This window comes from Lentibacillus halophilus, assembly GCF_055395055.1.
In genome coordinates this window covers 573,040-593,924 of sequence record NZ_AP043750.1, presented here as the reverse complement: position 1 = coordinate 593,924, position 20,885 = coordinate 573,040, and the positions used below count along the sequence as shown (strand labels likewise).

Genomic DNA, 20,885 nt, shown 5'->3' with positions numbered 1-20,885 from the left:
AATTCCAAGAAAACATTAATTTATTGAGGGAGGGGTATAATGAGCACAAATAGTAAAACGACTGAAGATACGTTAGAGGAACAAAGTAAAATGAATCAAAGAAAAGAGCAATACGACATTATTGCTGGCTTAGGTTGGAAGGGCTTTAGTATAGCCTTTCTTGTGATAATTATAGCCATTGTAATATATGCTGTTTTCTTCCGTTAACAGGCGCAATTCTATAATAAGTAGTGTTTATTCACCGGGTCATATTGTAAAACAAATATTTTATTGCTAAGTAAATGTTTCAGTAAGGATGTATGAAATATGTCTATGAGTATTATTTCCCTAGCATCGATGTTTATATGGATTGCAGTGATTTATGAACTAATTAAACCTTCAAAGGAAGTTAGCTGGCGAAAAACAATACCTTTAATGTCTGCAGGTTCTTTACTGACGTTAGTATTGACCGTTCAAGCCTTTCAAAACGTTCCATTTTTAAATTAGTTTTTTTGCTTTTTTGTTGTAGTTGCTACAATACGATCAGGCGCTTTTCTTGAATATGAATGTGTTTTTCTTGATTAGTAACGGAAGGCGAAGATGTCGTTATTGTCATTCCTTTGCCCAAAACTAGAACTGGATCTATTAAAAACGTATGAAGCAGTGGAATGAAAAGCCAAAAGGGTGAGCACATATGAACGTGTTACAGATAAAGAATCTCCGGATAGAAATGAACCAGGCAGTCCTGCTTGATGGAATCACTTTTGACATTAAACCTTCTTCCGTAACAGCACTTGTCGGTCATAATGGTGCTGGAAAGTCGACACTGTTTAAAACGGTTATGGGCGTAATGGCTAAGTCAGAGGGTGAAATTTGGATTAACGAGAAGTATGGTCAGGATGATGATTTTCTCACCTTTAAGCAACTGATTTCCTATTTGCCGGAAGAGCCACTGCTTTTGACCGAATTGACTGTAATGCAACATTTTCAGTTGTATGCAATGAGTTATGCGGTTCCTGAAGAAAAATTGCAGAATTCACTCGAACGGCTGGTTCCCGGGTTTGAGCTGGAAGACAAATTGGATAAATATCCGGAGGCACTTTCAAAAGGGATGCGACAAAAAGTGCAGACAATCTGTGCATTGCTGCCGGATACGCCACTTCTCTTTATCGACGAGCCGTTTATGGGGCTGGATATTTACGCAATGGAATATTTGGAGGAATTGATTCAAGAAAAGGCGAAAAATGGTACAAGTATTTTGTTGACTTCCCACCAGTTGGAACGTGTAAAGGATATTGCTGAGAATTATATTATGCTGCAGCATGGCAAGATACAAAGTCATGGACCAATAGCCGACTTCCAGACGATCAAACGGAGGTCAGTCGATGAATAGGGGAAGAAGTGAAGCAAATACATATTTTTTCATACGGAAAAGCCGTTTCCGTAAAAAGAAAATAATAAACAAGATGGCAATGGAAGTGATGATTGATAAAACGACAGCTGTTTATTTGGCGCTTCTCGGTGGGTATGTGTTTGCAAGTATATTTATTTTTGGTGATGTGTTGGACAGCTTTCAGGAAGAGTTTTTATTTTTCGAGGCAAATGCACAAAAGGGTTTCTGGGTGATTCTGATAGCGCTGCCGATTCGTTATATTTTCAAGTCATTCGGTGAACCGGGCGTATTATTTTCCAGTACAGAATACCAACTGACATTGCTTCCATACAGTCCAGGGCGAATATGGTTCTATGTATTTCTGGAAAAATTAATGAAGCAATTTCTGATAGGTGCTGTGGCAGCAAGTCTGGTAATCTTATTAACTCCAATTTCCGCATTAATCGTCATTGCTTATTTATCTACCTTTTTATTATATGAAATTGTGTTGACTGTTCCACAATGGGTTCTTTTTCAGAAAGGATTTTGGATTAAAGTAGAATGGCTTGTGGCGGTTTTGATAATCAATGGAATCGGCATATTGTCGGCTTCACCTTTAGTTGGCTTAACTCAGCTTGTACTGATTATTGTGATTAATTATTTTCTGCTTTCACATTCGATATTCGATCGAGTTCAATGGTCCAAGGTAACCGAAGTGAATGATTTTCGGATTTGGAACATGTTCCTGATTTCAACGGCGTCGAAAACAAAGGTTAAGCGCGAGAAGAAGTTCAGTATCTTTCAAAAATCATCAAGGACAAGGAAGCCCTTTCAATCAGATAAATCCATACATAACAGGTTGTGGCGGGTTTATCTGGCCAAAAATTTGCAGCTTCTTTTCCGATTAGTCGGTGCACTTATGCTGATGCTAATCGTATTTATTTTTATGAATGAAATGATTTATCACATCGGAATTGCGGTAGCCATTTATGCTTATGCCACCATCGCAGTCAATTTTTTCAACGACCGGATGCGGGCGGATATTTTGGAGGTTTTGCCATGGAATTTGGTATCATTTAAAAAATCCTATTTTAAGTGGGTTGTTGCTGGTGCATGTTTGGTGTCGAGTCCGATTATAGTACACGCGATGATGAATTTCTCCATGTGGACTCCTATAAAGTTAGTTTTTTACGCTTGTGTTTTTCTGTTTTTTTATCATATAAACATGAACAAAACAATCACCTTACTAGCAAAACAATCGAGTTATTTTCAATTTGAAGACGGTACCGGAGTTTTATTCCTCATTGCAGTTGTGTTCAGTGGAACTTATCCAGCGATAGCACTTGGGTTTGTTATTGTACTGTTAATGCTGAAAAAACAAGTGAATTTTTCACCGTAGTGCGAGTGCCAGGCACCAAAACAATTCAGAATAGTGTGCGTGCTTTGAACGCTCTTCGTCCGCAACAGCGACCGCAATTTTTTCTTTTGATGCGTTTAAACCTACGCATTTTGGGTTATCATACATATAACTAGCTCCTTTCGTATTATGGCTCTGTTTTGGTATGTCTTACTAGTAAGAAAGTATTACCAAATTAACCCACGTCGTTACGATAAGGGGCTAGTTTCGTTCATGATAACTCTTGGCGAATTCCTTAGAAGACCGGTGAAAAACTATATTTTCTATCCATCGAAGATGTAATCAAAGACACGAATTTTTCTCGGATTCCCTTAAATATAAGGGAAATAAAGTGATTGTTGTGGTTTTTTTCATTCCGTTTTTTCGTTTCAGCGCATGCTGAAACACCGGTCCCGGGTCTTTTTCCTTTGAACCGGCTTAACTTCTTTAGATTCTGAACGATGGCGGTACAGAGTGCCTGCTCCTGCATGCAGTCGAGTTCTCTGCTTCTGGCACGATCCAGCCCATGCACTGTCTTGGCTTCAGCGAAGCCATGTTCACACTGGACACGCTTGTTTTGGATGTTCTGGTATTTGCCGTCAATCTGGATTTGCTTTGCTTGATTTTTGGCCTTGACGTTATTGACCTTTTCCTGCCGTTTTCTTTGGTGCTCAGGGTTATGGGTTTTCCTCTGCCAAGTCGGGGTCTCTTCCAATTCATGGTCTCGCAAAGAAATCAAAGGAATGATGCCTTGAGAAAATAGATAGGCCAAATATGCTGGTGTGCCATAGGCCTTGTCACCCGATAACGTCCGAATATGGATCTGCGGGTGCTGAAAACGAACAGCTGCCAGCTGTTGTTGGCTTATTTCTCTTTCCGCTTTACCGGAAGCAATGCTTGCATTGGTCTTTAAAATAACGCCTGACTCAACATCTGCCAGGTTGTGCACAAGGTAACGCGGATAGGCCTCCTGTCCTTTGCTCTTTTTGTACAGACGGGCATCCGGGTCTGTCGTACTCCGGTGGGTTTGATTGGAAAACGTTTTGCCGTGAAAGTCTTCATGGCTGGCATTTTCCTGAAGCTGATCCGATTTATTATTTTCCTTTGATTTCGGAGGCCGAGGGTTTTGGTCATCATCGTCGCTGTTCGGATTACCTGATGGTCTTAAAGACGCTTCATCACGTTGCTTTTTAACTTCCAGGTAAGCTTCAATGGTTTGAACCGGGGCCAGCTCTATTTCTTCCAGACTATGAATGGACGCGTTTGCATGCACTTGTGTGCCATCCACACCGGCATGAACGTCTGGGCGAACGAGGCCGGAAGCAATGCACTGATTAACGACATGCATCATGATATCATCAAAAATACCATGGCGACGCCAAAGCGCTCTTGTTTTAACAAGTGTTGTTCGATCAGGAAGTGACGACTCAAAATCCAGGCCGCAAAACCACAGGTAGCCTGCATGCATGGGGAGCGTTTCAAACAGTTCCCGTTCCGAGTGATTAAATAGATACTCAAGTACAACCAGCCGCACGACCAATTCAGCATTCGTAGATGGCCGGCCTGTCTTTTCGGAGTAGAGAGGTTTCACCCGATCGTGGACAGCTGAAAAGTCAATAGCATCTTTCACCCTTCTCAGGATATGGTGTCCGGGAACGAGATCCTCCATATCAATATATTGAAACATGTTAGGTTGAATGTGATTTTGCTTTGGCGAATGCATAAATGAATCACCCTTTTATAAGTGTTCTATAGACTATATTCGACATAAAGCAATGAAATTCCTAGTACAATTTGACTTTTTCACCGGACTTTTAGGATGAAAGAAGACTTCAAACCAGTTGTACTTAAATTTAATGCTGTTTTCTTCCGTTAACAGGCGGGGGACAATTATTGCCTCCACTATGCCTTTATCGGGCCTAAATTGCAGAACATGTGATTAGCTAGGAGACTTATGTTTAAGATATTTATTTTTATTTTATCACCAGTAATTATAATCATTACTTTGTATCAATTCATTACAAATGACTTTGAGCTTCAACCACTAGTGATGTTGTTGTTAAGTTTTTTGATGCTCGTATTGGGACTCGAACATTTTCGTATTACTAATAAATTAATTGGTTGGTTTCTTATAGCTGTGTTTTTATTTACTTTATTCGTATCCATTCAAGGGTTTGTGTTAAATTAGCATACGGTGTCACCCCTTGCCGCTTTAAGTGCTAAAGTGGATGGATTTCTGGAAGTCCTGTGGAGAGAAAGTCTCTGCAGGGCTTCTTTTTTTAGTGCCAGGCACCAAAACAATTCAGAATAGTGTTCGTGCCTGGCAGAGCGACCGGGCTTAGAAGTCCGGTGAAAAAGTCAAATTGTACTAGGAATTTCATTGCTTTATGTCGAATATAGTCTATAGAACACTTATAAAAGGGTGATTCATTTATGCATTCGCCAAAGCAAAATCACATTCAACCTAACATGTTTCAATATATTGATATGGAGGATCTCGTTCCCGGACACCATATCCTGAGAAGGGTGAAAGATGCTATTGACTTTTCAGCTGTCCACGATCGGGTGAAACCTCTCTACTCCGAAAAGACAGGCCGGCCATCTACGAATGCTGAATTGGTCGTGCGGCTGGTTGTACTTGAGTATCTATTTAATCACTCGGAACGGGAACTGTTTGAAACGCTCCCCATGCATGCAGGCTACCTGTGGTTTTGCGGCCTGGATTTTGAGTCGTCACTTCCTGATCGAACAACACTTGTTAAAACAAGAGCGCTTTGGCGTCGCCATGGTATTTTTGATGATATCATGATGCATGTCGTTAATCAGTGCATTGCTTCCGGCCTCGTTCGCCCAGACGTTCATGCCGGTGTGGATGGCACACAAGTGCATGCAAACGCGTCCATTCATAGTCTGGAAGAAATAGAGCTGGCCCCGGTTCAAACCATTGAAGCTTACCTGGAAGTTAAAAAGCAACGTGATGAAGCGTCTTTAAGACCATCAGGTAATCCGAACAGCGACGATGATGACCAAAACCCTCGGCCTCCGAAATCAAAGGAAAATAATAAATCGGATCAGCTTCAGGAAAATGCCAGCCATGAAGACTTTCACGGCAAAACGTTTTCCAATCAAACCCACCGGAGTACGACAGACCCGGATGCCCGTCTGTACAAAAAGAGCAAAGGACAGGAGGCCTATCCGCGTTACCTTGTGCACAACCTGGCAGATGTTGAGTCAGGCGTTATTTTAAAGACCAATGCAAGCATTGCTTCCGGTAAAGCGGAAAGAGAAATAAGCCAACAACAGCTGGCAGCTGTTCGTTTTCAGCACCCGCAGATCCATATTCGGACGTTATCGGGTGACAAGGCCTATGGCACACCAGCATATTTGGCCTATCTATTTTCTCAAGGCATCATTCCTTTGATTTCTTTGCGAGACCATGAATTGGAAGAGACCCCGACTTGGCAGAGGAAAACCCATAACCCTGAGCACCAAAGAAAACGGCAGGAAAAGGTCAATAACGTCAAGGCCAAAAATCAAGCAAAGCAAATCCAGATTGACGGCAAATACCAGAACATCCAAAACAAGCGTGTCCAGTGTGAACATGGCTTCGCTGAAGCCAAGACAGTGCATGGGCTGGATCGTGCCAGAAGCAGAGAACTCGACTGCATGCAGGAGCAGGCACTCTGTACCGCCATCGTTCAGAATCTAAAGAAGTTAAGCCGGTTCAAAGGAAAAAGACCCGGGACCGGTGTTTCAGCATGCGCTGAAACGAAAAAACGGAATGAAAAAAACCACAACAATCACTTTATTTCCCTTATATTTAAGGGAATCCGAGAAAAATTCGTGTCTTTGATTACATCTTCGATGGATAGAAAATATAGTTTTTCACCGGTCTTTTAGGTCGTAACATATAGTGGGTGGGATGCCCGCCGAGTAAGAGTTAGCCACTCGCTCGTAGCAAGTTTTGGATGATGGAAGGTAACTTCCATCATTAAGCGTAAACTGTTAGCTAGTGGGCCGTAAACGACGGTTGAAGGGATTGAGCCCCGAAATACTCAATGAAAGGGCAGATGGTTTTGCCAGTCCAGAATGCAACATCTTGATAAGTGAAATAGGCGAGCTTATTAAGACCTTTCCGGGGTCGGTGACCACGGCACGCTAGACATGGATATGTTACGGCAACCCGGGAGGTCCTATCGGGTCTTCCTGCGGAAGCAGGGAGTATGGCGTACAAGCGATACAAAGTGAGGAAACCAAATGTCTGATAGGAAGTCGGAGGGCTACATAGTACCGTTGAAGCCGGGTAATTCCGGTGGAGGAAAGGTAAGCCCCCTATCATTTCTTATTAGGGACACATTATCTACACACAGAGGTGGAATTATAATGGAAACAAAACTATCGAGAATAGCGGAATTAGCTAGATCTCACCCCAGGATGCAATTCACATCACTGGCGCATTTGTTGGATGAGGAGTCTTTAAAGCAATGCCACTATGAATTACCCGGCAATAAAGCTGCAGGTATTATGGGGGTTACAAAGGAAGACTACGGTGAAGAATTGAATGATAATGTCGAGAACCTCGTTCATAGAATGAAGAAGAAAAGCTATCGCCCCCAACCGGTCAGACGAACCTATATTGATAAAGCTGGTTCAAGGAAGAAACGCCCATTGGGGATACCGGAGCACGAGGATAAAATCGTGCAGCGGGGGTTGGCTAAAATTCTTAACACAATCTATGAAAATGATTTCCTCGACTGCTCCTTTGGCTTTAGACCCAAAAGAAATTGTCATGATGCCTTGAAGATTCTTAATGTCTACATTGAACAGAGGTACACGAACTACATTGTAGATGTAGATATTAAAGGATTCTTTGACAATGTGGATCATGATTGGATGCTGGCATTTCTGGAACATCGAATTAAAGATCCCAGTATACTGAGGCTCGTAGCCAGATTCTTAAAGGCCGGATACATGGAGGAAACCAAGCGATATAAGGAGGAGTTTGGCACACCACAGGGTGGTGTTGTCTCGCCTATTCTGGCAAATGTTTATCTCCATTATGTCCTGGACTTATGGTTTGAGCGTAAAGTACGTAAAGAATGTAAAGGACAAGCGTACCTCGTCCGCTATGCGGACGATTTTGTGTGCTGTTTTCAATATCAGCAGGACGCGTATAAGTTCTTTGAAGGCCTCAAACAGAGATTGGCGAAATTTAACCTTGAAGTTGCAGAGGACAAGACGAACATTATTCCCTTTGGCAGATTTGCGGAAAAGAACAGTAGGCGGAATGGAAATAGGAAACCCCCGACGTTTAATTTTCTGGGTTTCACGCATTACTGCAGCCAAAGTCAGAAAGGCAAGTTCAGAGTTAAACGGAAAACTGACAACAAGAAGATGAGAGCGAAGTTGCGTCAAACTAAGAAATGGCTAAAAGAAAACAGAACCGAAGGTGCCGAATTTATCATGGATAGAATTCGAAAGTCACTTATAGGATACTATAATTATTATTGTATTACAGACAATTCGCCAACGGTTGATTTGTTTCGTGACAATATAAGAACGTTACTCTTTAAATGGCTCAATCGAAGAAGCCAGAAGAAGTCTTTTACATGGGAGAAATTCGTTTTATTTCTAAAGAAATTTCCACTTCCAAGACCAACTGTGAAAGTGAATATATACCAACTTAGAGATCATATTAGTTACATTCTGTGAAGATGATAGGTGGAGCCGTGTGCGGGAAAACCGCTCGCATGGTTCTGAGAGGGGAGTGATACACAATCAGCCGTTAGGCTGAGAGGTTCACTCCTACTTGACCCAAAACAATTCAGAATAGTGCGCGTGCCTGGCACTTAAAAACATGCTCCGGAAATACGCGTCGCGCGGCGGCTGCGTACATTTCCGGAGCTAAATCTGAGCTTCATTCGTCGTTAATGTTAATCCCTTAAGTTATGTCCCGGCCTCTTTTGATAACAGTTTAATTGTTGCCGATCAAATTCGGGAATGGCGGTGATCCCGGTGGTGCGTTCTGAATAATATCAATGAACGGAATCGTATAGGCAAACAGAATAAGCGCAATCGTAATGCCAATCCAAAGTTTCCAGTTTTCCAGAAATTTCGGTGTGGGTCTGGCGTCCGGTTCTTCTTCCGCAATTGGATACTCTTCTTCGCCTTTTGGTGCGAAGAAAGCCATTTTGATAAAGATGTACACCATTAAAATGATCCCGATGAAGAGAATAGAACCGCCAATCGCCTGCGCTAATTGGTATTGTTCCCATACATGTGCCTGTTCGGTGCCGCCATAAGTTGAAAAAGCTGAACGTCTTGGTGCACCAAGCAGACCCTCGATATGCATCGAACCAGACATGATCAGCATCCCCACAGCCCAAATAATCGATTGGATAATCCCCAGCCGGTTAATTTGCTTCGTCAGGCGCCGTCCGGTTAAATGCGGCACGAGCCAATAACTGATGCCAAAGAAGGTTAAGATAACTGTTGCAGCTATCGTTATATGAAAATGCCCGGTTACCCAGATTGTGTTATGCACAACTTCATTCATCTGATGCGAGGCATTAATAATACCGCCTGCTCCGCCCGGTATGAATGCCAGCATCCCAATAAATGGTGCAAGAAAACGCACATCTCTCCACGGTAAATGCTTCAGCCAGCCAAACAGGCCTTTAAAGCCTTTTTTCCTGCCTGTCGTTTCAAACGTCGCAAATATGGAAAAGGCTGTCATTAACGTAGGAACGACGACCATAAAGGTCAGCACAACCTGAACGAATTTCCATGTCGGATCGATGCCCGGCTCGGTTAACTGGTGGTGAAAACCGACAGGAATGGAAAAGAATATCAACAGGATAAACGCCAAGCGCGCAAGTGAATCACTGAAGATACGTCCGCCAATAATTTTGGGAATAATCGCGTACCAGGCCATATAAGCCGGCAGCAGCCAGAAATAAACGAGCGGATGGCCAAAGTACCAGAACAAGGTACGGCTGATAAGCACATCAATCGTCGCGGCATAGCCCAGTGACCACGGGATAAATTGCACTATAACGGCCACAGCTACACCCAGCGAAGCAATCACCCACATAAGCATGTTGATGACAACCATGAACGCAAGCAACGGTGATTTTTCACCCGGATGGGCTTTTTTCCATAAATAAAGCTGACGCCAGTTAACAATGGCGGAGATCCAGCTGCCAATAAAAATCAGGGACAGGCCAATATAAAATATCGGGTGTGCCTTTAACGGCGCATAAAATGTATACAGGACACTTGCCCTGCCCAACAGAATCATCACGGCAGCCATGATCGTGCCGGCGGTCATGACCCAGAAAGATATCCAGGCCCACATGCGTTGTTTACTGGACATACCGACGGTCTTGCCCATTAAACTATACTGAAAACCGATAATAAAAAATGTTGTGAGGACAAGAGCTAATACAACACCGTGCAATGTCAGGATCTGGTAATACCCAATCCCAAATGGCAGGTTGAATTGGCCAGAGCGGACGAGCGTCTGCAAGAGACCCATCGTACCGCCGATTAATAACGATATAATGGCAACATAGATAAATGACATATATAAGCGTTTTTCTGGTTTAGACAATGTGATATACGCTGTTTCTTCTTCCTGACCAACTTTTTTAGAAAGTGCCATCAGTCATACACCTCCAATTTCGCATACATTTGGTGGTGACCAATGCCGCAATATTCGTTGCATACAATCGTGTAAGTGCCAGTATTATCAAGGGTGGCTTCGTAGCGGCTAACGTGACCCGGCTCCACCATCATATTTACGTTCGTGCCCGCCGCGTTAAAGCCATGCACGACATCCGTCGACGTGATTTGAAACAGAACCTCTGATCCTTTAGGAATTCGAATCGTTTTCACTGAGTTACCTTCATCGTCCGTTCCCATGTCAAAGTTGAACGCGGAGGCAATCACATTCACAGCATACTTGCCATCGTCAATTTTAGTAAGGCCAAGCCGCTCCTCCTGAAAATTTTCATTGGCTTCGACATTTTCCGGATCAATGGTTTCGGCACCGCTCTGCGGATGAGTGCCTTTCCAAAAGGCTCCATAGGCAAGAATCGCCAAAAATGCGACGAGAGAAGCGATCCCAAAAATGAGCCATATTTTCTCATATTTATGCAAATGCATAAGTCATTCCTCCAATGATGAGATTACCTGGAAATAAACAATCCATAAACACCGGCCCAACTGACAATAATAAAGGCCCCCACAAGCATGACGGAAATAAAGGTGCCCTTCAGACTGTACGACGCATGATCTGAAGTCTCTTTGTCCGGCTTGTTTTGTGACATCACACAATCCTCCCTTCTGGTTCGACATGTCGCCATACTGCATCAGACAGTTATGGCTCGTGGCTCTCTTTTAGAAAAACAAATAATGGTTTATCGACGTGTCCGGAAAAATTTATCAGAACCACGTCTTACTTTCAGACTACCAAACCAAATTGGCCATTGGAATATACGAAACGTATCATTTCGTTTTTTGTCACAAAGCTATGACCATTATGTGTCAGATCGGGATGAGTGCCTGGCAGAGCGACCGGGCTTAGGTCGTAACATATAGTGGGTGGGATGCCCGCCGAGTAAGAGTTAGCCACTCGCTCGTAGCAAGTTTTGGATGATGGAAGGTAACTTCCATCATTAAGCGTAAACTGTTAGCTAGTGGGCCGTAAACGACGGTTGAAGGGATTGAGCCCCGAAATACTCAATGAAAGGGCAGATGGTTTTGCCAGTCCAGAATGCAACATCTTGATAAGTGAAATAGGCGAGCTTATTAAGACCTTTCCGGGGTCGGTGACCACGGCACGCTAGACATGGATATGTTACGGCAACCCGGGAGGTCCTATCGGGTCTTCCTGCGGAAGCAGGGAGTATGGCGTACAAGCGATACAAAGTGAGGAAACCAAATGTCTGATAGGAAGTCGGAGGGCTACATAGTACCGTTGAAGCCGGGTAATTCCGGTGGAGGAAAGGTAAGCCCCCTATCATTTCTTATTAGGGACACATTATCTACACACAGAGGTGGAATTATAATGGAAACAAAACTATCGAGAATAGCGGAATTAGCTAGATCTCACCCCAGGATGCAATTCACATCACTGGCGCATTTGTTGGATGAGGAGTCTTTAAAGCAATGCCACTATGAATTACCCGGCAATAAAGCTGCAGGTATTATGGGGGTTACAAAGGAAGACTACGGTGAAGAATTGAATGATAATGTCGAGAACCTCGTTCATAGAATGAAGAAGAAAAGCTATCGCCCCCAACCGGTCAGACGAACCTATATTGATAAAGCTGGTTCAAGGAAGAAACGCCCATTGGGGATACCGGAGCACGAGGATAAAATCGTGCAGCGGGGGTTGGCTAAAATTCTTAACACAATCTATGAAAATGATTTCCTCGACTGCTCCTTTGGCTTTAGACCCAAAAGAAATTGTCATGATGCCTTGAAGATTCTTAATGTCTACATTGAACAGAGGTACACGAACTACATTGTAGATGTAGATATTAAAGGATTCTTTGACAATGTGGATCATGATTGGATGCTGGCATTTCTGGAACATCGAATTAAAGATCCCAGTATACTGAGGCTCGTAGCCAGATTCTTAAAGGCCGGATACATGGAGGAAACCAAGCGATATAAGGAGGAGTTTGGCACACCACAGGGTGGTGTTGTCTCGCCTATTCTGGCAAATGTTTATCTCCATTATGTCCTGGACTTATGGTTTGAGCGTAAAGTACGTAAAGAATGTAAAGGACAAGCGTACCTCGTCCGCTATGCGGACGATTTTGTGTGCTGTTTTCAATATCAGCAGGACGCGTATAAGTTCTTTGAAGGCCTCAAACAGAGATTGGCGAAATTTAACCTTGAAGTTGCAGAGGACAAGACGAACATTATTCCCTTTGGCAGATTTGCGGAAAAGAACAGTAGGCGGAATGGAAATAGGAAACCCCCGACGTTTAATTTTCTGGGTTTCACGCATTACTGCAGCCAAAGTCAGAAAGGCAAGTTCAGAGTTAAACGGAAAACTGACAACAAGAAGATGAGAGCGAAGTTGCGTCAAACTAAGAAATGGCTAAAAGAAAACAGAACCGAAGGTGCCGAATTTATCATGGATAGAATTCGAAAGTCACTTATAGGATACTATAATTATTATTGTATTACAGACAATTCGCCAACGGTTGATTTGTTTCGTGACAATATAAGAACGTTACTCTTTAAATGGCTCAATCGAAGAAGCCAGAAGAAGTCTTTTACATGGGAGAAATTCGTTTTATTTCTAAAGAAATTTCCACTTCCAAGACCAACTGTGAAAGTGAATATATACCAACTTAGAGATCATATTAGTTACATTCTGTGAAGATGATAGGTGGAGCCGTGTGCGGGAAAACCGCTCGCATGGTTCTGAGAGGGGAGTGATACACAATCAGCCGTTAGGCTGAGAGGTTCACTCCTACTTGACCCAAAACAATTCAGAATAGTGCGCGTGCCAGGCACCGGGACAATTCTGACATTTCGGGGCCAGTCCCCCCGTCGCTTTAATAGCGGATGGCATTTTATCGTTTTCGTATGACAGCGTATATGCTATCTTAGTGCCAGGCACCAAAACAATTCAGAATAGTGTGGGTGCCAGGCACTCTATAGAAGAAGGTGATCCATGATGACGACCATCACATGTCAGGTGGCAGGTGATGCGGCTATTCGTATTCAGTTTAATGAAGAGGTATCGCCTGAACTGAACCGTAAAATCAGAGCTTTTTGCAAGCGGTTAAGTGACCATGCTGTTAGAGGTGTGACCGAATGGGTGCCTGCCTATCACACCGTGCATGTCTATTACGAACCCGATGTCGTTTCCTATGAAAACCTCCACGATAGATTGCTGGATATAGCGTATAGCGATTCGGAGTGTCCGAAAGAAACCGTGACACGTGTAAAAATACCTGTTTTGTACGGTGGGAAAGCAGGCCCCGATATAGCACAAGTGGCTGACAGTAGCGGAGTGAGTGAACAAAGGGTGATGGAAAAACACGCAGGTGTGGATTATCTTATTTATATGATTGGCTTTTTGCCTGGTTTCCCGTATTTAGGGGGGTTGCCCGAGGACTTGGCCACACCACGATTGGATAATCCGAGAAGCCATGTTCCTGAAGGGGCTGTTGGAATCGCGGGCAGTCAAACCGGCATCTATCCATTGGCGTCGCCTGGGGGATGGAATATCATTGGGAGGACCCCTGTCAAATTATTTGACCCGAGTCGTGATGACCCATTTTTATACAGGGCAGGTGACCGAATAAGGTTCGTACCCATTTCAGAACGGGAATACGAAAGAATCGAAACACACGTTCAAAACAACACGTTCCAAATCGAGAAGGAAGTGATTCAGGATGGCTAACGTTCAGATTGACTTAAACAGCGATATAGGGGAGAGTTTCGGTCCGTATACCATTGGTCTTGATGAAGACATATTAAAGGTAATAACGTCGGCCAATATAGCGTGCGGTTATCATGCCGGCGATCATAATACGATGTACGAAACCGTCAAGAAAGCGAAAGCAAATGGCGCTGGTATTGGCGCCCATCCTGGATTACCTGATTTGCAGGGGTTTGGTCGCCGCCATATCATGGTTGACCCGGAGGATGTGTACCGTTTTGTCACATACCAAATTGGCGCATTAAAAGGCTTTTGTCACGTGCATCAGGTGGCGATGAATCATGTGAAAGCTCATGGCGCGCTGTATCATATGGCAGCTACGGATGCGGACATTGCTGATGCGATTGCTACAGCGGTGAAGGATGTTGATCGTGATCTGATTTTGTTTGGGCTATCCGGGAGTGAGTTGACACGCGCTGGAAAAAATCATGGGCTGACGACTGCATCGGAAGTGTTTGCCGATCGTACGTATCAGCCAGATGGGACGCTGAGCCCACGTTCAGAAGGACAGGCTTTGATAACAGATCCGGACCAAGCGGTACAACAGGTGCTGCAAATGATTTATGATAACCGTGTCATGGCTGTGGATGGTACACCTGTTGCTATCGAAGCGGATACGGTTTGCGTTCATGGTGATCATCCGCATGCTTTGACATTTGTGGAACAGTTGCGTGGGCGTTTGCATGAAGAAGGGATTGATATTCGTCGTGTCGGAGCGTAGTCCATTGTCTCAACCACTTTTTCAATTTAGGAAAACAGGCTTGCAAACGACGATTCAGGATTTGGGACGACAAGGTCTCCAGCAATATGGTGTTGTCGTCTCCGGGGCGATGGATCCATTTGCGTTGCAAGTAGCGAATCTGCTTGTTGGCAACCAACAGGATGAAGCTGCGCTGGAGATCGCATTGATGGGACCGGAACTGGATGTATTATCACCAGCCGTTATAGCCATTGGTGGTGCCGATTTGAGTCCTGCAGTCAACGGCAAAAGAGCACCGATGTGGAAATCGTTTCGAGTTCAAAAGGGTGATCGCATCACTTTTGGACGCCCGTTATCGGGGGTGCGCGCCTACCTGGCTGTTGCAGGCGGGTATGACGTTCCGGTCATGATGGGCAGCAAATCAACATATGAACGGGCACATTTTGGAACAGTTATAAAAAAGGATATGGTTATCAATGGATTTCATGTCCATTCTCGTCCTGGTGTGGGACTGAGTCAGGCGGCTATTCCCGATTATCATAACCAAACGTCTATCCGAGTGGTGCCAGGCCCTGAATTGGATCGATTTACAGACGAGGGCATCCGATCGTTTTATAACGACACACATACGATTAGCCCTGAATCGGATCGAATGGGGTATCGATTAGAGCGGACCGAGATACCTCATAAACATAATGCCGATATATGGTCGGACGCCGTACCACTTGGAACGATCCAGGTTCCTGCAAATGGACAGCCAATCATCCTAATGGCCGATCGGCAAACAACTGGAGGGTATAATCGAATTGCCACAGTCATCTCCGTCGATATCCCTAAAGTCGCACAGCTGCCACCTGGAAGCAAGATTCGCTTTTACCCGGTTAACGTTCATGAGGCGCAACGACGAGCCATGGAAGAGAGGGATTTTCTCCGGGTGCTGGCATATCGGAGTCATCCCCCGCCACTTTAGTGCCAGGCACCGAAACTATTCAGAATTGTGCGGGTGCCTGGCACTAATGTATAATACTAACGGATAATGTCAAGATAAGTATAAAATAGGTATAAAAAGGAGAATGCATCTTGACTAAATCCAAGTTAGTCTTTTTAGCGATATTAACCACTTTTTCACTGATCGCATGCTCACAGAATAATGAGGTCACGGAAAAATTAGATAAGATCGAAGAAGATATTCAAGGCGAACTAGACCGGGACTTATCAACGGACTTATTAGAAGAGGAACACGTTAAGAGTGGTTATGTTGAGGATAGTGACAGTATCGTAAAGATGGAAATCGAAGTGAAGCCGGACACAAAGTCAGAAACAAAAGATCAATTGAAAGAGAAATATCATGAGAAGCTAAAAGAAAAATACCCAGGTAAAAATTTGCGTATTTCGTTACATACAAGTGCCAGGCACCAAAACAATTAGTGCCAGGCACCGAAACAGGGGGGGTGATGCGTTTTGGATTATGCTATTTCAACGGCGACATGGATGTGGCTGCTTATACCGATGCCCTTACTGATTGTGTTATCCATCATTACATTATTGACAGAAGGAAGGCGAAAGTAGATGGAATCGGGGACGTTTATAACATTTATAGTTTATCTTATAGGAATGCTTGTGATCGGCATTATCATGTATCGAATGACTGATAATTTATCAGATTATGTTCTTGGCGGACGTAAATTGGGTCCCGGTGTGGCTGCGCTCAGCGCCGGTGCGTCGGATATGAGCGGCTGGCTCCTGCTGGGGCTTCCCGGTGCTATTTATGCATCGGGACTGGCCGAAGCGTGGATGGCTATTGGACTATCTACGGGGGCGTATTTGAATTGGCAATTTGTCGCTAAACGACTGCGCGTTTATACGGAGTTGGCCAACAATTCCATTACGATTCCGGACTTTTTAGAAAATCGCTTCAAGGACCATTCTCATCTTCTTCGTGTTATTTCAGCACTGGTTATTCTATTATTTTTTACGTTTTACACGTCGTCGGGAATGGTGGCGGGCGCAAAGTTGTTTGAAGCATCATTTGGTTTGCCCTATCAATCGTCGCTGTGGATTGTAAGCCTAGTCATAGTATCGTACACATTGCTCGGGGGTTTTTTAGCCGTCGCTTGGACGGATTTTCTGCAAGGAATACTCATGTTTATGACACTGATCGCTGTACCAATCGTTGCCATCAATCAAATGGGCGGATGGGATGCAACGGTTCAGGCGGTTGGTGACATCCATCCGGGACATTTGAACATGATTGAGGATGTTGGAATTATCGCTATTATTTCATCCATTGCGTGGGGACTTGGCTATTTTGGCCAGCCGCATATTATTGTACGTTTTATGGCATTACGCTCACCGAAAGATGTTCCCAAAGCTCGTTTTATCGGAACCACTTGGATGATTATTGGGCTTTATGGAACAATTTTTACCGGTCTTGCCGGGTTGGCGTTCATCAATACCCAGGATGTGTCGGTTTTAAGTGAGTATGGGATATCAACGATGACCGAAAATGGCGTGCAAATGCTGGCGGACTCAGAAAAAATCTTTATCGCGTTTTCACAGCTGTTGTTTCATCCAGCCATTTCCGGTATTTTGCTGGCGGCTATCTTGGCGGCCATTATGAGTACGATTGACTCGCAATTGCTTGTATCATCATCCGCTGTGGCCGAGGACTTTTACAAGGCTATTTTCCGGAAGCGGGCAACCGATAACGAATTGGTGTGGATCGGCCGGCTGGCGACGCTCGTTATTGCGTTGATTGCCGCCTTGATTGCTATCAATCCGGAAAGTTCCGTACTTAACTTGGTAAGCTATGCTTGGGCAGGGTTCGGAGCCGCATTTGGACCAACGATTCTGCTGTCGCTTTTCTGGCGAGGCACGACGCGCACCGGAGCCCTTTCCGGCGTGGTTGTTGGCGCCATCACCGTTATTGTGTGGGGCGATTTTCTCTCCGGCGGGATTTTTGAGCTTTATGAAGTTGTACCAGGGTTTCTTCTCAACTTAATGGTTGCTGTGGTCGTCAGTTTGGCCGGTAAACCATCCAGCGATGTTGCCTCCGACTATGACAAAGCGGTAAGTGAGTGCCAGGCACCGAATTGAGCCAGTGCCAGGCACCGACACAATTCTGAATTGTTTAAGTGCCAGGCACCTCAAAGTCTTTAATTTTCGCATTTGGGTTTAGTACTTTTTCTCCTTCAAACGCTGCTAGTGGCTCGTTATGTTTGACTTTGTTGACCCAATCATGGTTAGCCAAGGCACCTTTACCTAAGGCGATGACGTCGGCTTCTTTGTTTGCTATCATATCTTCCGCATGGGAAGGATCTTCTAAATGACCATTGGCTATGACAGGTAGTCCCGCGTATTTTTTTGCAAGAGCTGCAAGGGGGGCTTCGTTTGTATCGAATGCAGGCTCCCACGCCTTATATTCCGTAACGTGGATATAGTCATAATCGGCTTGCCCCAATTGACGAAAGATGACGTCAGCATCGTGTTCTTTTCCAGTCCATTTGTGTGCGAAGTTATTTATTTTAGCTTGGGAAATTCGAATACCAATGATAAACTCCTTCCCGACTGCTTCACGCACCGCTTGAGACACTTCAACTAATAACCGAGTGCGGTTTTCTAAAGAACCACCGTATTCATCGGTACGTTTATTGGTATAATCAGTAAGAAACGCATCAAGTAAATAGCCATTAGCTCCATGAAATTCAACCCCGTCGAATCCGACCGATTGGGCACGTTCAGCGGCGTGAACAAATCCATCGATAACCTCTTGAACCTCTGCCTTTGTTGCTTCGTTTGGGGTTTTGAATGAACCTTCCCCTGAATACATTTTTAATTGTTCCCCTTGTGGTTGGATAGACGAAGGAGCAAGTGTTTCCCGGGTGAAACGATTTCCTTGAGAAAGGGCACCGGAATGTTGCAGCTGCATGACGATTTTCGCCCCTTCCTGATGGACGGAATCAACAACGTTTTTCCATGCTTGAGCTTGTTCATCGTATGCAATCCCCGGTTGATTGACATAGGCCTGGCTATATTTGTCATCAATATACGTTCCTTCTGTAATAATTAAACCAAATCCACCCCGGGCAAAAGATGCATAATAGGATGCCATTTGATCGGTGGCCAATCCTTCAGGTGTGGCACTCGTGCGTGTCATTGGCGAAACCGCTACCCGATTATTTAAGGTTGTCGAACCTAATGTAGCGGTCTCAAATAATGATTTTGTGTCTATCATGGTCACAACTCCTTCATTGAAAACAATTCTTAGTCTATTCCAATTAAACATAAGAAATACGGATGCTCAAGTGCCAGGCACCGGGACATGGTGCCAGGCACTAGAACAATTCTGAATTGAGCGAGTGCCAGGCACCAACGCAATTATTCTGAATTGAGCGAGTGCCAGGCACCAGAACAATTCTGAATAGTTTAAGTGCCAGGCACCTGGCGCCGACACTTGATTTCGTTTATAATGGGAAGGGTAAATGCATATATGGAGGGGAAGCATATGAGGGCGTATACGATATGGCTGTTTGCTATACTACTTGTTTTATCCGCATGTTCGGCGACATCGAATTCTGAGGAGTCTCCACCGGATGATTCAGAAAAGGCGGAGACAAATTCGGATCAAACAGCCGAAGATGAGGAGGATCAAGACGAGGGGAAGGCGAAAGAGGAGGATGAACCGAAAGAAAACGATGACGAGCAAGAGGAGACCAAGTCCGAACAGAAGGATCCAGAATACAAAATGACGGATAACTATTACATTGAGCCCATTGATGATGCAGATCCGAATGTGGTGCTCTTGACCATTGATGACGCACCGGAAGATCATGCGGTGGAAATGGCAAAAAAACTGAAAGAGATGGATGCGGGCGCTATTTTTTACATAAACAAAATGTTTGTCGATCAAGATGGCGGCAAAGAAAAGGTGAAAAAACTTCATGACATGGGCTTTCCGCTGGGCAACCATACGGATACCCATCCCAATCTGTCCGATCTGTCAGAAAAGGAGCAGCGGGAAGAGTTGGCACCGGTTTATGACCAAATTGAAGACATAACGGGCGATCCGGTGAAATTTTTTCGTGCGCCGCATGGGGTGAACACCGATGTGTCGACCCAAATGGCAGAAAAACGGGATGCGCTGGTGATGAACTGGTCATACGGCTATGATTTTAAACCCGGTTATCAGGATGCGGATAAACTCACAGACATCATGCTGCAACCGGATCCGCCAGGCTTGCTGCGTGACGGCGCCATCCTTTTAATGCATGACCGCGACTGGACGAACAAAGCATTGGAAGACATCGTGAAAGGCCTGCGCGATCAAGGCTATAAAATCCTTGACCCATCCTTGTTGAAAACACCATAATTTAGTGCCAGGCACCGACACAATTCAGAATTGTTTCGGTGCCTGGCACGTTAATAAACACTTTCGCACGTTCCGGCTGCTGGTTCATAAAAGCAGTGATTTTTATATTGACCGGCAAACGGCTCCCCATACCATGTGGCAGGACATGATTCAAATGGGTTGAAGTACCAGAGTGAGTATTTTGCTGGATGACGCCTCCAGTATTTCAAGTTTTTTCTTGCCAATCGTTTTGTGGACTCTCGTGCTGGCTGGTAAAACATACTCCCTTTTTGAACAGCTTCAAAGACATAATTTCCTCCTTGCACTTGATAAATGGCTTCTCGAGCTGTTCTTATATCGGTAAAATCCAAACAATCCGCTTTTGCACGGTTAACAATGACATTTCCGACAAACATCATTCCCAGTCTTCCTTCACCGACCGCTTCGGCTCGCATCATCCTCGCCATTAAGTCAACGTCTTTACTTGTGTATCTAATGAATGACATTTTCTCACCCCAAACATAGTGTATGAAAAAAATCCCGCTTAGTTCCAGTGCCAGGCACATACAAAATTCAGAATTATTCCGGTGCCTGGCACGCAAACAATTCTGAATTGTTCAA

Annotated in this window: 20 protein-coding genes; 14 read left to right on the top strand and 6 right to left on the bottom strand. The window is 44.3% G+C overall.

Annotated features, from left to right (window positions below):
• Window positions 1-39: 39 nt before the first annotated feature.
• The 4 genes from ACZ5Q7_RS02735 (at window position 40) to ACZ5Q7_RS02720 (ending at window position 2,750) form a co-directional block, all read left to right on the top strand.
• Window positions 40-207 carry a DUF6366 family protein gene (locus ACZ5Q7_RS02735; RefSeq protein ID WP_343752474.1) on the top strand — a complete coding sequence of 56 codons (168 nt, stop codon included), beginning with the start codon at window positions 40-42 and terminating at the stop codon, window positions 205-207.
• 99 nt (window positions 208-306) lie between these two features.
• Window positions 307-486 carry a hypothetical protein gene (locus ACZ5Q7_RS02730; protein WP_343752473.1) on the top strand — a complete coding sequence of 60 codons (180 nt, stop codon included), beginning with the start codon at window positions 307-309 and terminating at the stop codon, window positions 484-486.
• 187 nt (window positions 487-673) lie between these two features.
• Entirely contained in the window at window positions 674-1,372 is a 699-nt protein-coding gene (locus ACZ5Q7_RS02725) for an ABC transporter ATP-binding protein (protein WP_343752472.1), read from the top strand.
• On the top strand, window positions 1,365-2,750 hold the full coding sequence (locus ACZ5Q7_RS02720; protein WP_343752471.1) for a hypothetical protein: 1,386 nt from the start codon (window positions 1,365-1,367) through the stop codon (window positions 2,748-2,750). Before ACZ5Q7_RS02725 ends, ACZ5Q7_RS02720 begins: the two co-directional genes overlap by 8 nt.
• Window positions 2,751-3,003: 253 nt before the next feature.
• Here the strand turns inward: ACZ5Q7_RS02720 and ACZ5Q7_RS02715 are convergent, their stop codons facing one another.
• The gene (locus ACZ5Q7_RS02715; RefSeq protein WP_464432814.1) at window positions 3,004-4,470 is read right to left on the bottom strand and encodes a transposase; all 1,467 of its coding nucleotides are present in this window, start codon (window positions 4,468-4,470) and stop codon (window positions 3,004-3,006) included.
• A 231-nt stretch (window positions 4,471-4,701) separates the two neighbouring features.
• On the opposite strand from ACZ5Q7_RS02715, the gene ACZ5Q7_RS02710 reads away from it, so the two are divergent.
• The 3 genes from ACZ5Q7_RS02710 to ltrA (ACZ5Q7_RS02700) all read left to right on the top strand — a co-directional run bounded on the left by ACZ5Q7_RS02710 (window position 4,702) and on the right by ltrA (ACZ5Q7_RS02700) (window position 8,459).
• Window positions 4,702-4,935, top strand: coding sequence for a DUF3953 domain-containing protein (locus ACZ5Q7_RS02710; RefSeq protein WP_425542393.1), 234 nt, complete (start codon window positions 4,702-4,704; stop codon window positions 4,933-4,935).
• Window positions 4,936-5,180: 245 nt separating this feature from the next.
• Complete coding sequence (locus ACZ5Q7_RS02705; RefSeq protein ID WP_464432814.1) at window positions 5,181-6,647, top strand: transposase; 1,467 nt, start codon at window positions 5,181-5,183, stop codon at window positions 6,645-6,647.
• Between the two features lie 357 nt (window positions 6,648-7,004).
• Window positions 7,005-8,459, top strand: coding sequence for a group II intron reverse transcriptase/maturase (gene ltrA, locus ACZ5Q7_RS02700; RefSeq protein ID WP_464432767.1), 1,455 nt, complete (start codon window positions 7,005-7,007; stop codon window positions 8,457-8,459).
• 262 nt (window positions 8,460-8,721) lie between these two features.
• Here ltrA (ACZ5Q7_RS02700) and ACZ5Q7_RS02695 read toward each other — a convergent pair whose 3' ends face one another.
• From ACZ5Q7_RS02695 to ACZ5Q7_RS02685, 3 genes are read right to left on the bottom strand one after another with little or no spacing between them, the layout of a single operon-like run.
• Window positions 8,722-10,410, bottom strand: a complete 1,689-nt coding sequence (locus ACZ5Q7_RS02695) for a b(o/a)3-type cytochrome-c oxidase subunit 1 (RefSeq protein WP_343751037.1) — start codon at window positions 10,408-10,410, stop codon at window positions 8,722-8,724.
• Window positions 10,410-10,913, bottom strand: a complete 504-nt coding sequence (locus ACZ5Q7_RS02690; RefSeq protein WP_343751036.1) for a cytochrome c oxidase subunit II — start codon at window positions 10,911-10,913, stop codon at window positions 10,410-10,412. The genes ACZ5Q7_RS02695 and ACZ5Q7_RS02690 overlap by 1 nt, the downstream gene beginning before the upstream one ends.
• A 23-nt stretch (window positions 10,914-10,936) precedes the next feature.
• Window positions 10,937-11,077: a cytochrome c oxidase subunit 2A gene (locus ACZ5Q7_RS02685; protein WP_343751035.1), complete on the bottom strand. Its 141-nt coding sequence runs from the start codon at window positions 11,075-11,077 to the stop codon at window positions 10,937-10,939.
• A 614-nt stretch (window positions 11,078-11,691) separates the two neighbouring features.
• Between ACZ5Q7_RS02685 and ltrA (ACZ5Q7_RS02680) the strand changes: the two genes are divergently transcribed.
• From ltrA (ACZ5Q7_RS02680) to putP, 6 genes are all read left to right on the top strand, one after another.
• A complete protein-coding gene (gene ltrA / locus ACZ5Q7_RS02680; RefSeq protein WP_464432767.1) occupies window positions 11,692-13,146 on the top strand; it encodes a group II intron reverse transcriptase/maturase in 1,455 nt (484 codons plus the stop codon).
• 297 nt (window positions 13,147-13,443) lie between these two features.
• Window positions 13,444-14,178: a 5-oxoprolinase subunit PxpB gene (gene pxpB / locus ACZ5Q7_RS02675; protein WP_343751562.1), complete on the top strand. Its 735-nt coding sequence runs from the start codon at window positions 13,444-13,446 to the stop codon at window positions 14,176-14,178.
• Window positions 14,171-14,938, top strand: coding sequence for a LamB/YcsF family protein (locus ACZ5Q7_RS02670; RefSeq protein WP_343751561.1), 768 nt, complete (start codon window positions 14,171-14,173; stop codon window positions 14,936-14,938). Before pxpB ends, ACZ5Q7_RS02670 begins: the two co-directional genes overlap by 8 nt.
• 4 nt (window positions 14,939-14,942) lie before the next feature.
• Window positions 14,943-15,887, top strand: coding sequence for a 5-oxoprolinase subunit C family protein (locus ACZ5Q7_RS02665; RefSeq protein WP_464433070.1), 945 nt, complete (start codon window positions 14,943-14,945; stop codon window positions 15,885-15,887).
• A gap of 110 nt (window positions 15,888-15,997) precedes the next feature.
• A complete protein-coding gene (locus tag ACZ5Q7_RS02660; RefSeq protein ID WP_343751559.1) occupies window positions 15,998-16,345 on the top strand; it encodes a hypothetical protein in 348 nt (115 codons plus the stop codon).
• Window positions 16,346-16,486: 141 nt separating this feature from the next.
• Window positions 16,487-18,013 (top strand): sodium/proline symporter PutP, encoded by a 1,527-nt coding sequence (putP, locus tag ACZ5Q7_RS02655; RefSeq protein WP_343751558.1) that lies wholly within the window; start codon window positions 16,487-16,489, stop codon window positions 18,011-18,013.
• A 34-nt stretch (window positions 18,014-18,047) separates the two neighbouring features.
• Here putP and ACZ5Q7_RS02650 read toward each other — a convergent pair whose 3' ends face one another.
• Entirely contained in the window at window positions 18,048-19,151 is a 1,104-nt protein-coding gene (locus ACZ5Q7_RS02650; protein ID WP_343751557.1) for an NADH:flavin oxidoreductase, read from the bottom strand.
• 270 nt (window positions 19,152-19,421) lie between these two features.
• Between ACZ5Q7_RS02650 and ACZ5Q7_RS02645 the strand changes: the two genes are divergently transcribed.
• Window positions 19,422-20,285: a polysaccharide deacetylase family protein gene (locus ACZ5Q7_RS02645; protein ID WP_343751556.1), complete on the top strand. Its 864-nt coding sequence runs from the start codon at window positions 19,422-19,424 to the stop codon at window positions 20,283-20,285.
• 50 nt (window positions 20,286-20,335) lie between these two features.
• Here ACZ5Q7_RS02645 and ACZ5Q7_RS02640 read toward each other — a convergent pair whose 3' ends face one another.
• Window positions 20,336-20,770 carry a cell wall hydrolase gene (locus ACZ5Q7_RS02640; RefSeq protein WP_343751555.1) on the bottom strand — a complete coding sequence of 145 codons (435 nt, stop codon included), beginning with the start codon at window positions 20,768-20,770 and terminating at the stop codon, window positions 20,336-20,338.
• Window positions 20,771-20,885: the final 115 nt, after the last annotated feature.

Excerpts from the sequence above, each read along its gene's own strand:
- ACZ5Q7_RS02720 (WP_343752471.1), top strand. The coding sequence starts at position 1,365 with ATGAATAGGGGAAGAAGTGAAGCAAATACATATTTTTTCATACGGAAA.
- ACZ5Q7_RS02640 (WP_343751555.1), bottom strand. The coding sequence starts at position 20,770 with ATGTCATTCATTAGATACACAAGTAAAGACGTTGACTTAATGGCGAGG.
- ACZ5Q7_RS02695 (WP_343751037.1), bottom strand. The coding sequence starts at position 10,410 with ATGGCACTTTCTAAAAAAGTTGGTCAGGAAGAAGAAACAGCGTATATC.
- ACZ5Q7_RS02650 (WP_343751557.1), bottom strand. The coding sequence starts at position 19,151 with ATGATAGACACAAAATCATTATTTGAGACCGCTACATTAGGTTCGACA.
- ACZ5Q7_RS02705 (WP_464432814.1), top strand. The coding sequence starts at position 5,181 with ATGCATTCGCCAAAGCAAAATCACATTCAACCTAACATGTTTCAATAT.
- ACZ5Q7_RS02730 (WP_343752473.1), top strand. The coding sequence starts at position 307 with ATGTCTATGAGTATTATTTCCCTAGCATCGATGTTTATATGGATTGCA.
- ACZ5Q7_RS02690 (WP_343751036.1), bottom strand. The coding sequence starts at position 10,913 with ATGCATTTGCATAAATATGAGAAAATATGGCTCATTTTTGGGATCGCT.
- putP (WP_343751558.1), top strand. The coding sequence starts at position 16,487 with ATGGAATCGGGGACGTTTATAACATTTATAGTTTATCTTATAGGAATG.
- ACZ5Q7_RS02670 (WP_343751561.1), top strand. The coding sequence starts at position 14,171 with ATGGCTAACGTTCAGATTGACTTAAACAGCGATATAGGGGAGAGTTTC.
- ACZ5Q7_RS02685 (WP_343751035.1), bottom strand. The coding sequence starts at position 11,077 with ATGTCACAAAACAAGCCGGACAAAGAGACTTCAGATCATGCGTCGTAC.
- pxpB (WP_343751562.1), top strand. The coding sequence starts at position 13,444 with ATGATGACGACCATCACATGTCAGGTGGCAGGTGATGCGGCTATTCGT.
- ACZ5Q7_RS02725 (WP_343752472.1), top strand. The coding sequence starts at position 674 with ATGAACGTGTTACAGATAAAGAATCTCCGGATAGAAATGAACCAGGCA.
- ltrA (WP_464432767.1), top strand. The coding sequence starts at position 11,692 with ATGTCTGATAGGAAGTCGGAGGGCTACATAGTACCGTTGAAGCCGGGT.
- ACZ5Q7_RS02735 (WP_343752474.1), top strand. The coding sequence starts at position 40 with ATGAGCACAAATAGTAAAACGACTGAAGATACGTTAGAGGAACAAAGT.
- ACZ5Q7_RS02710 (WP_425542393.1), top strand. The coding sequence starts at position 4,702 with ATGTTTAAGATATTTATTTTTATTTTATCACCAGTAATTATAATCATT.
- ltrA (WP_464432767.1), top strand. The coding sequence starts at position 7,005 with ATGTCTGATAGGAAGTCGGAGGGCTACATAGTACCGTTGAAGCCGGGT.
- ACZ5Q7_RS02645 (WP_343751556.1), top strand. The coding sequence starts at position 19,422 with ATGAGGGCGTATACGATATGGCTGTTTGCTATACTACTTGTTTTATCC.
- ACZ5Q7_RS02715 (WP_464432814.1), bottom strand. The coding sequence starts at position 4,470 with ATGCATTCGCCAAAGCAAAATCACATTCAACCTAACATGTTTCAATAT.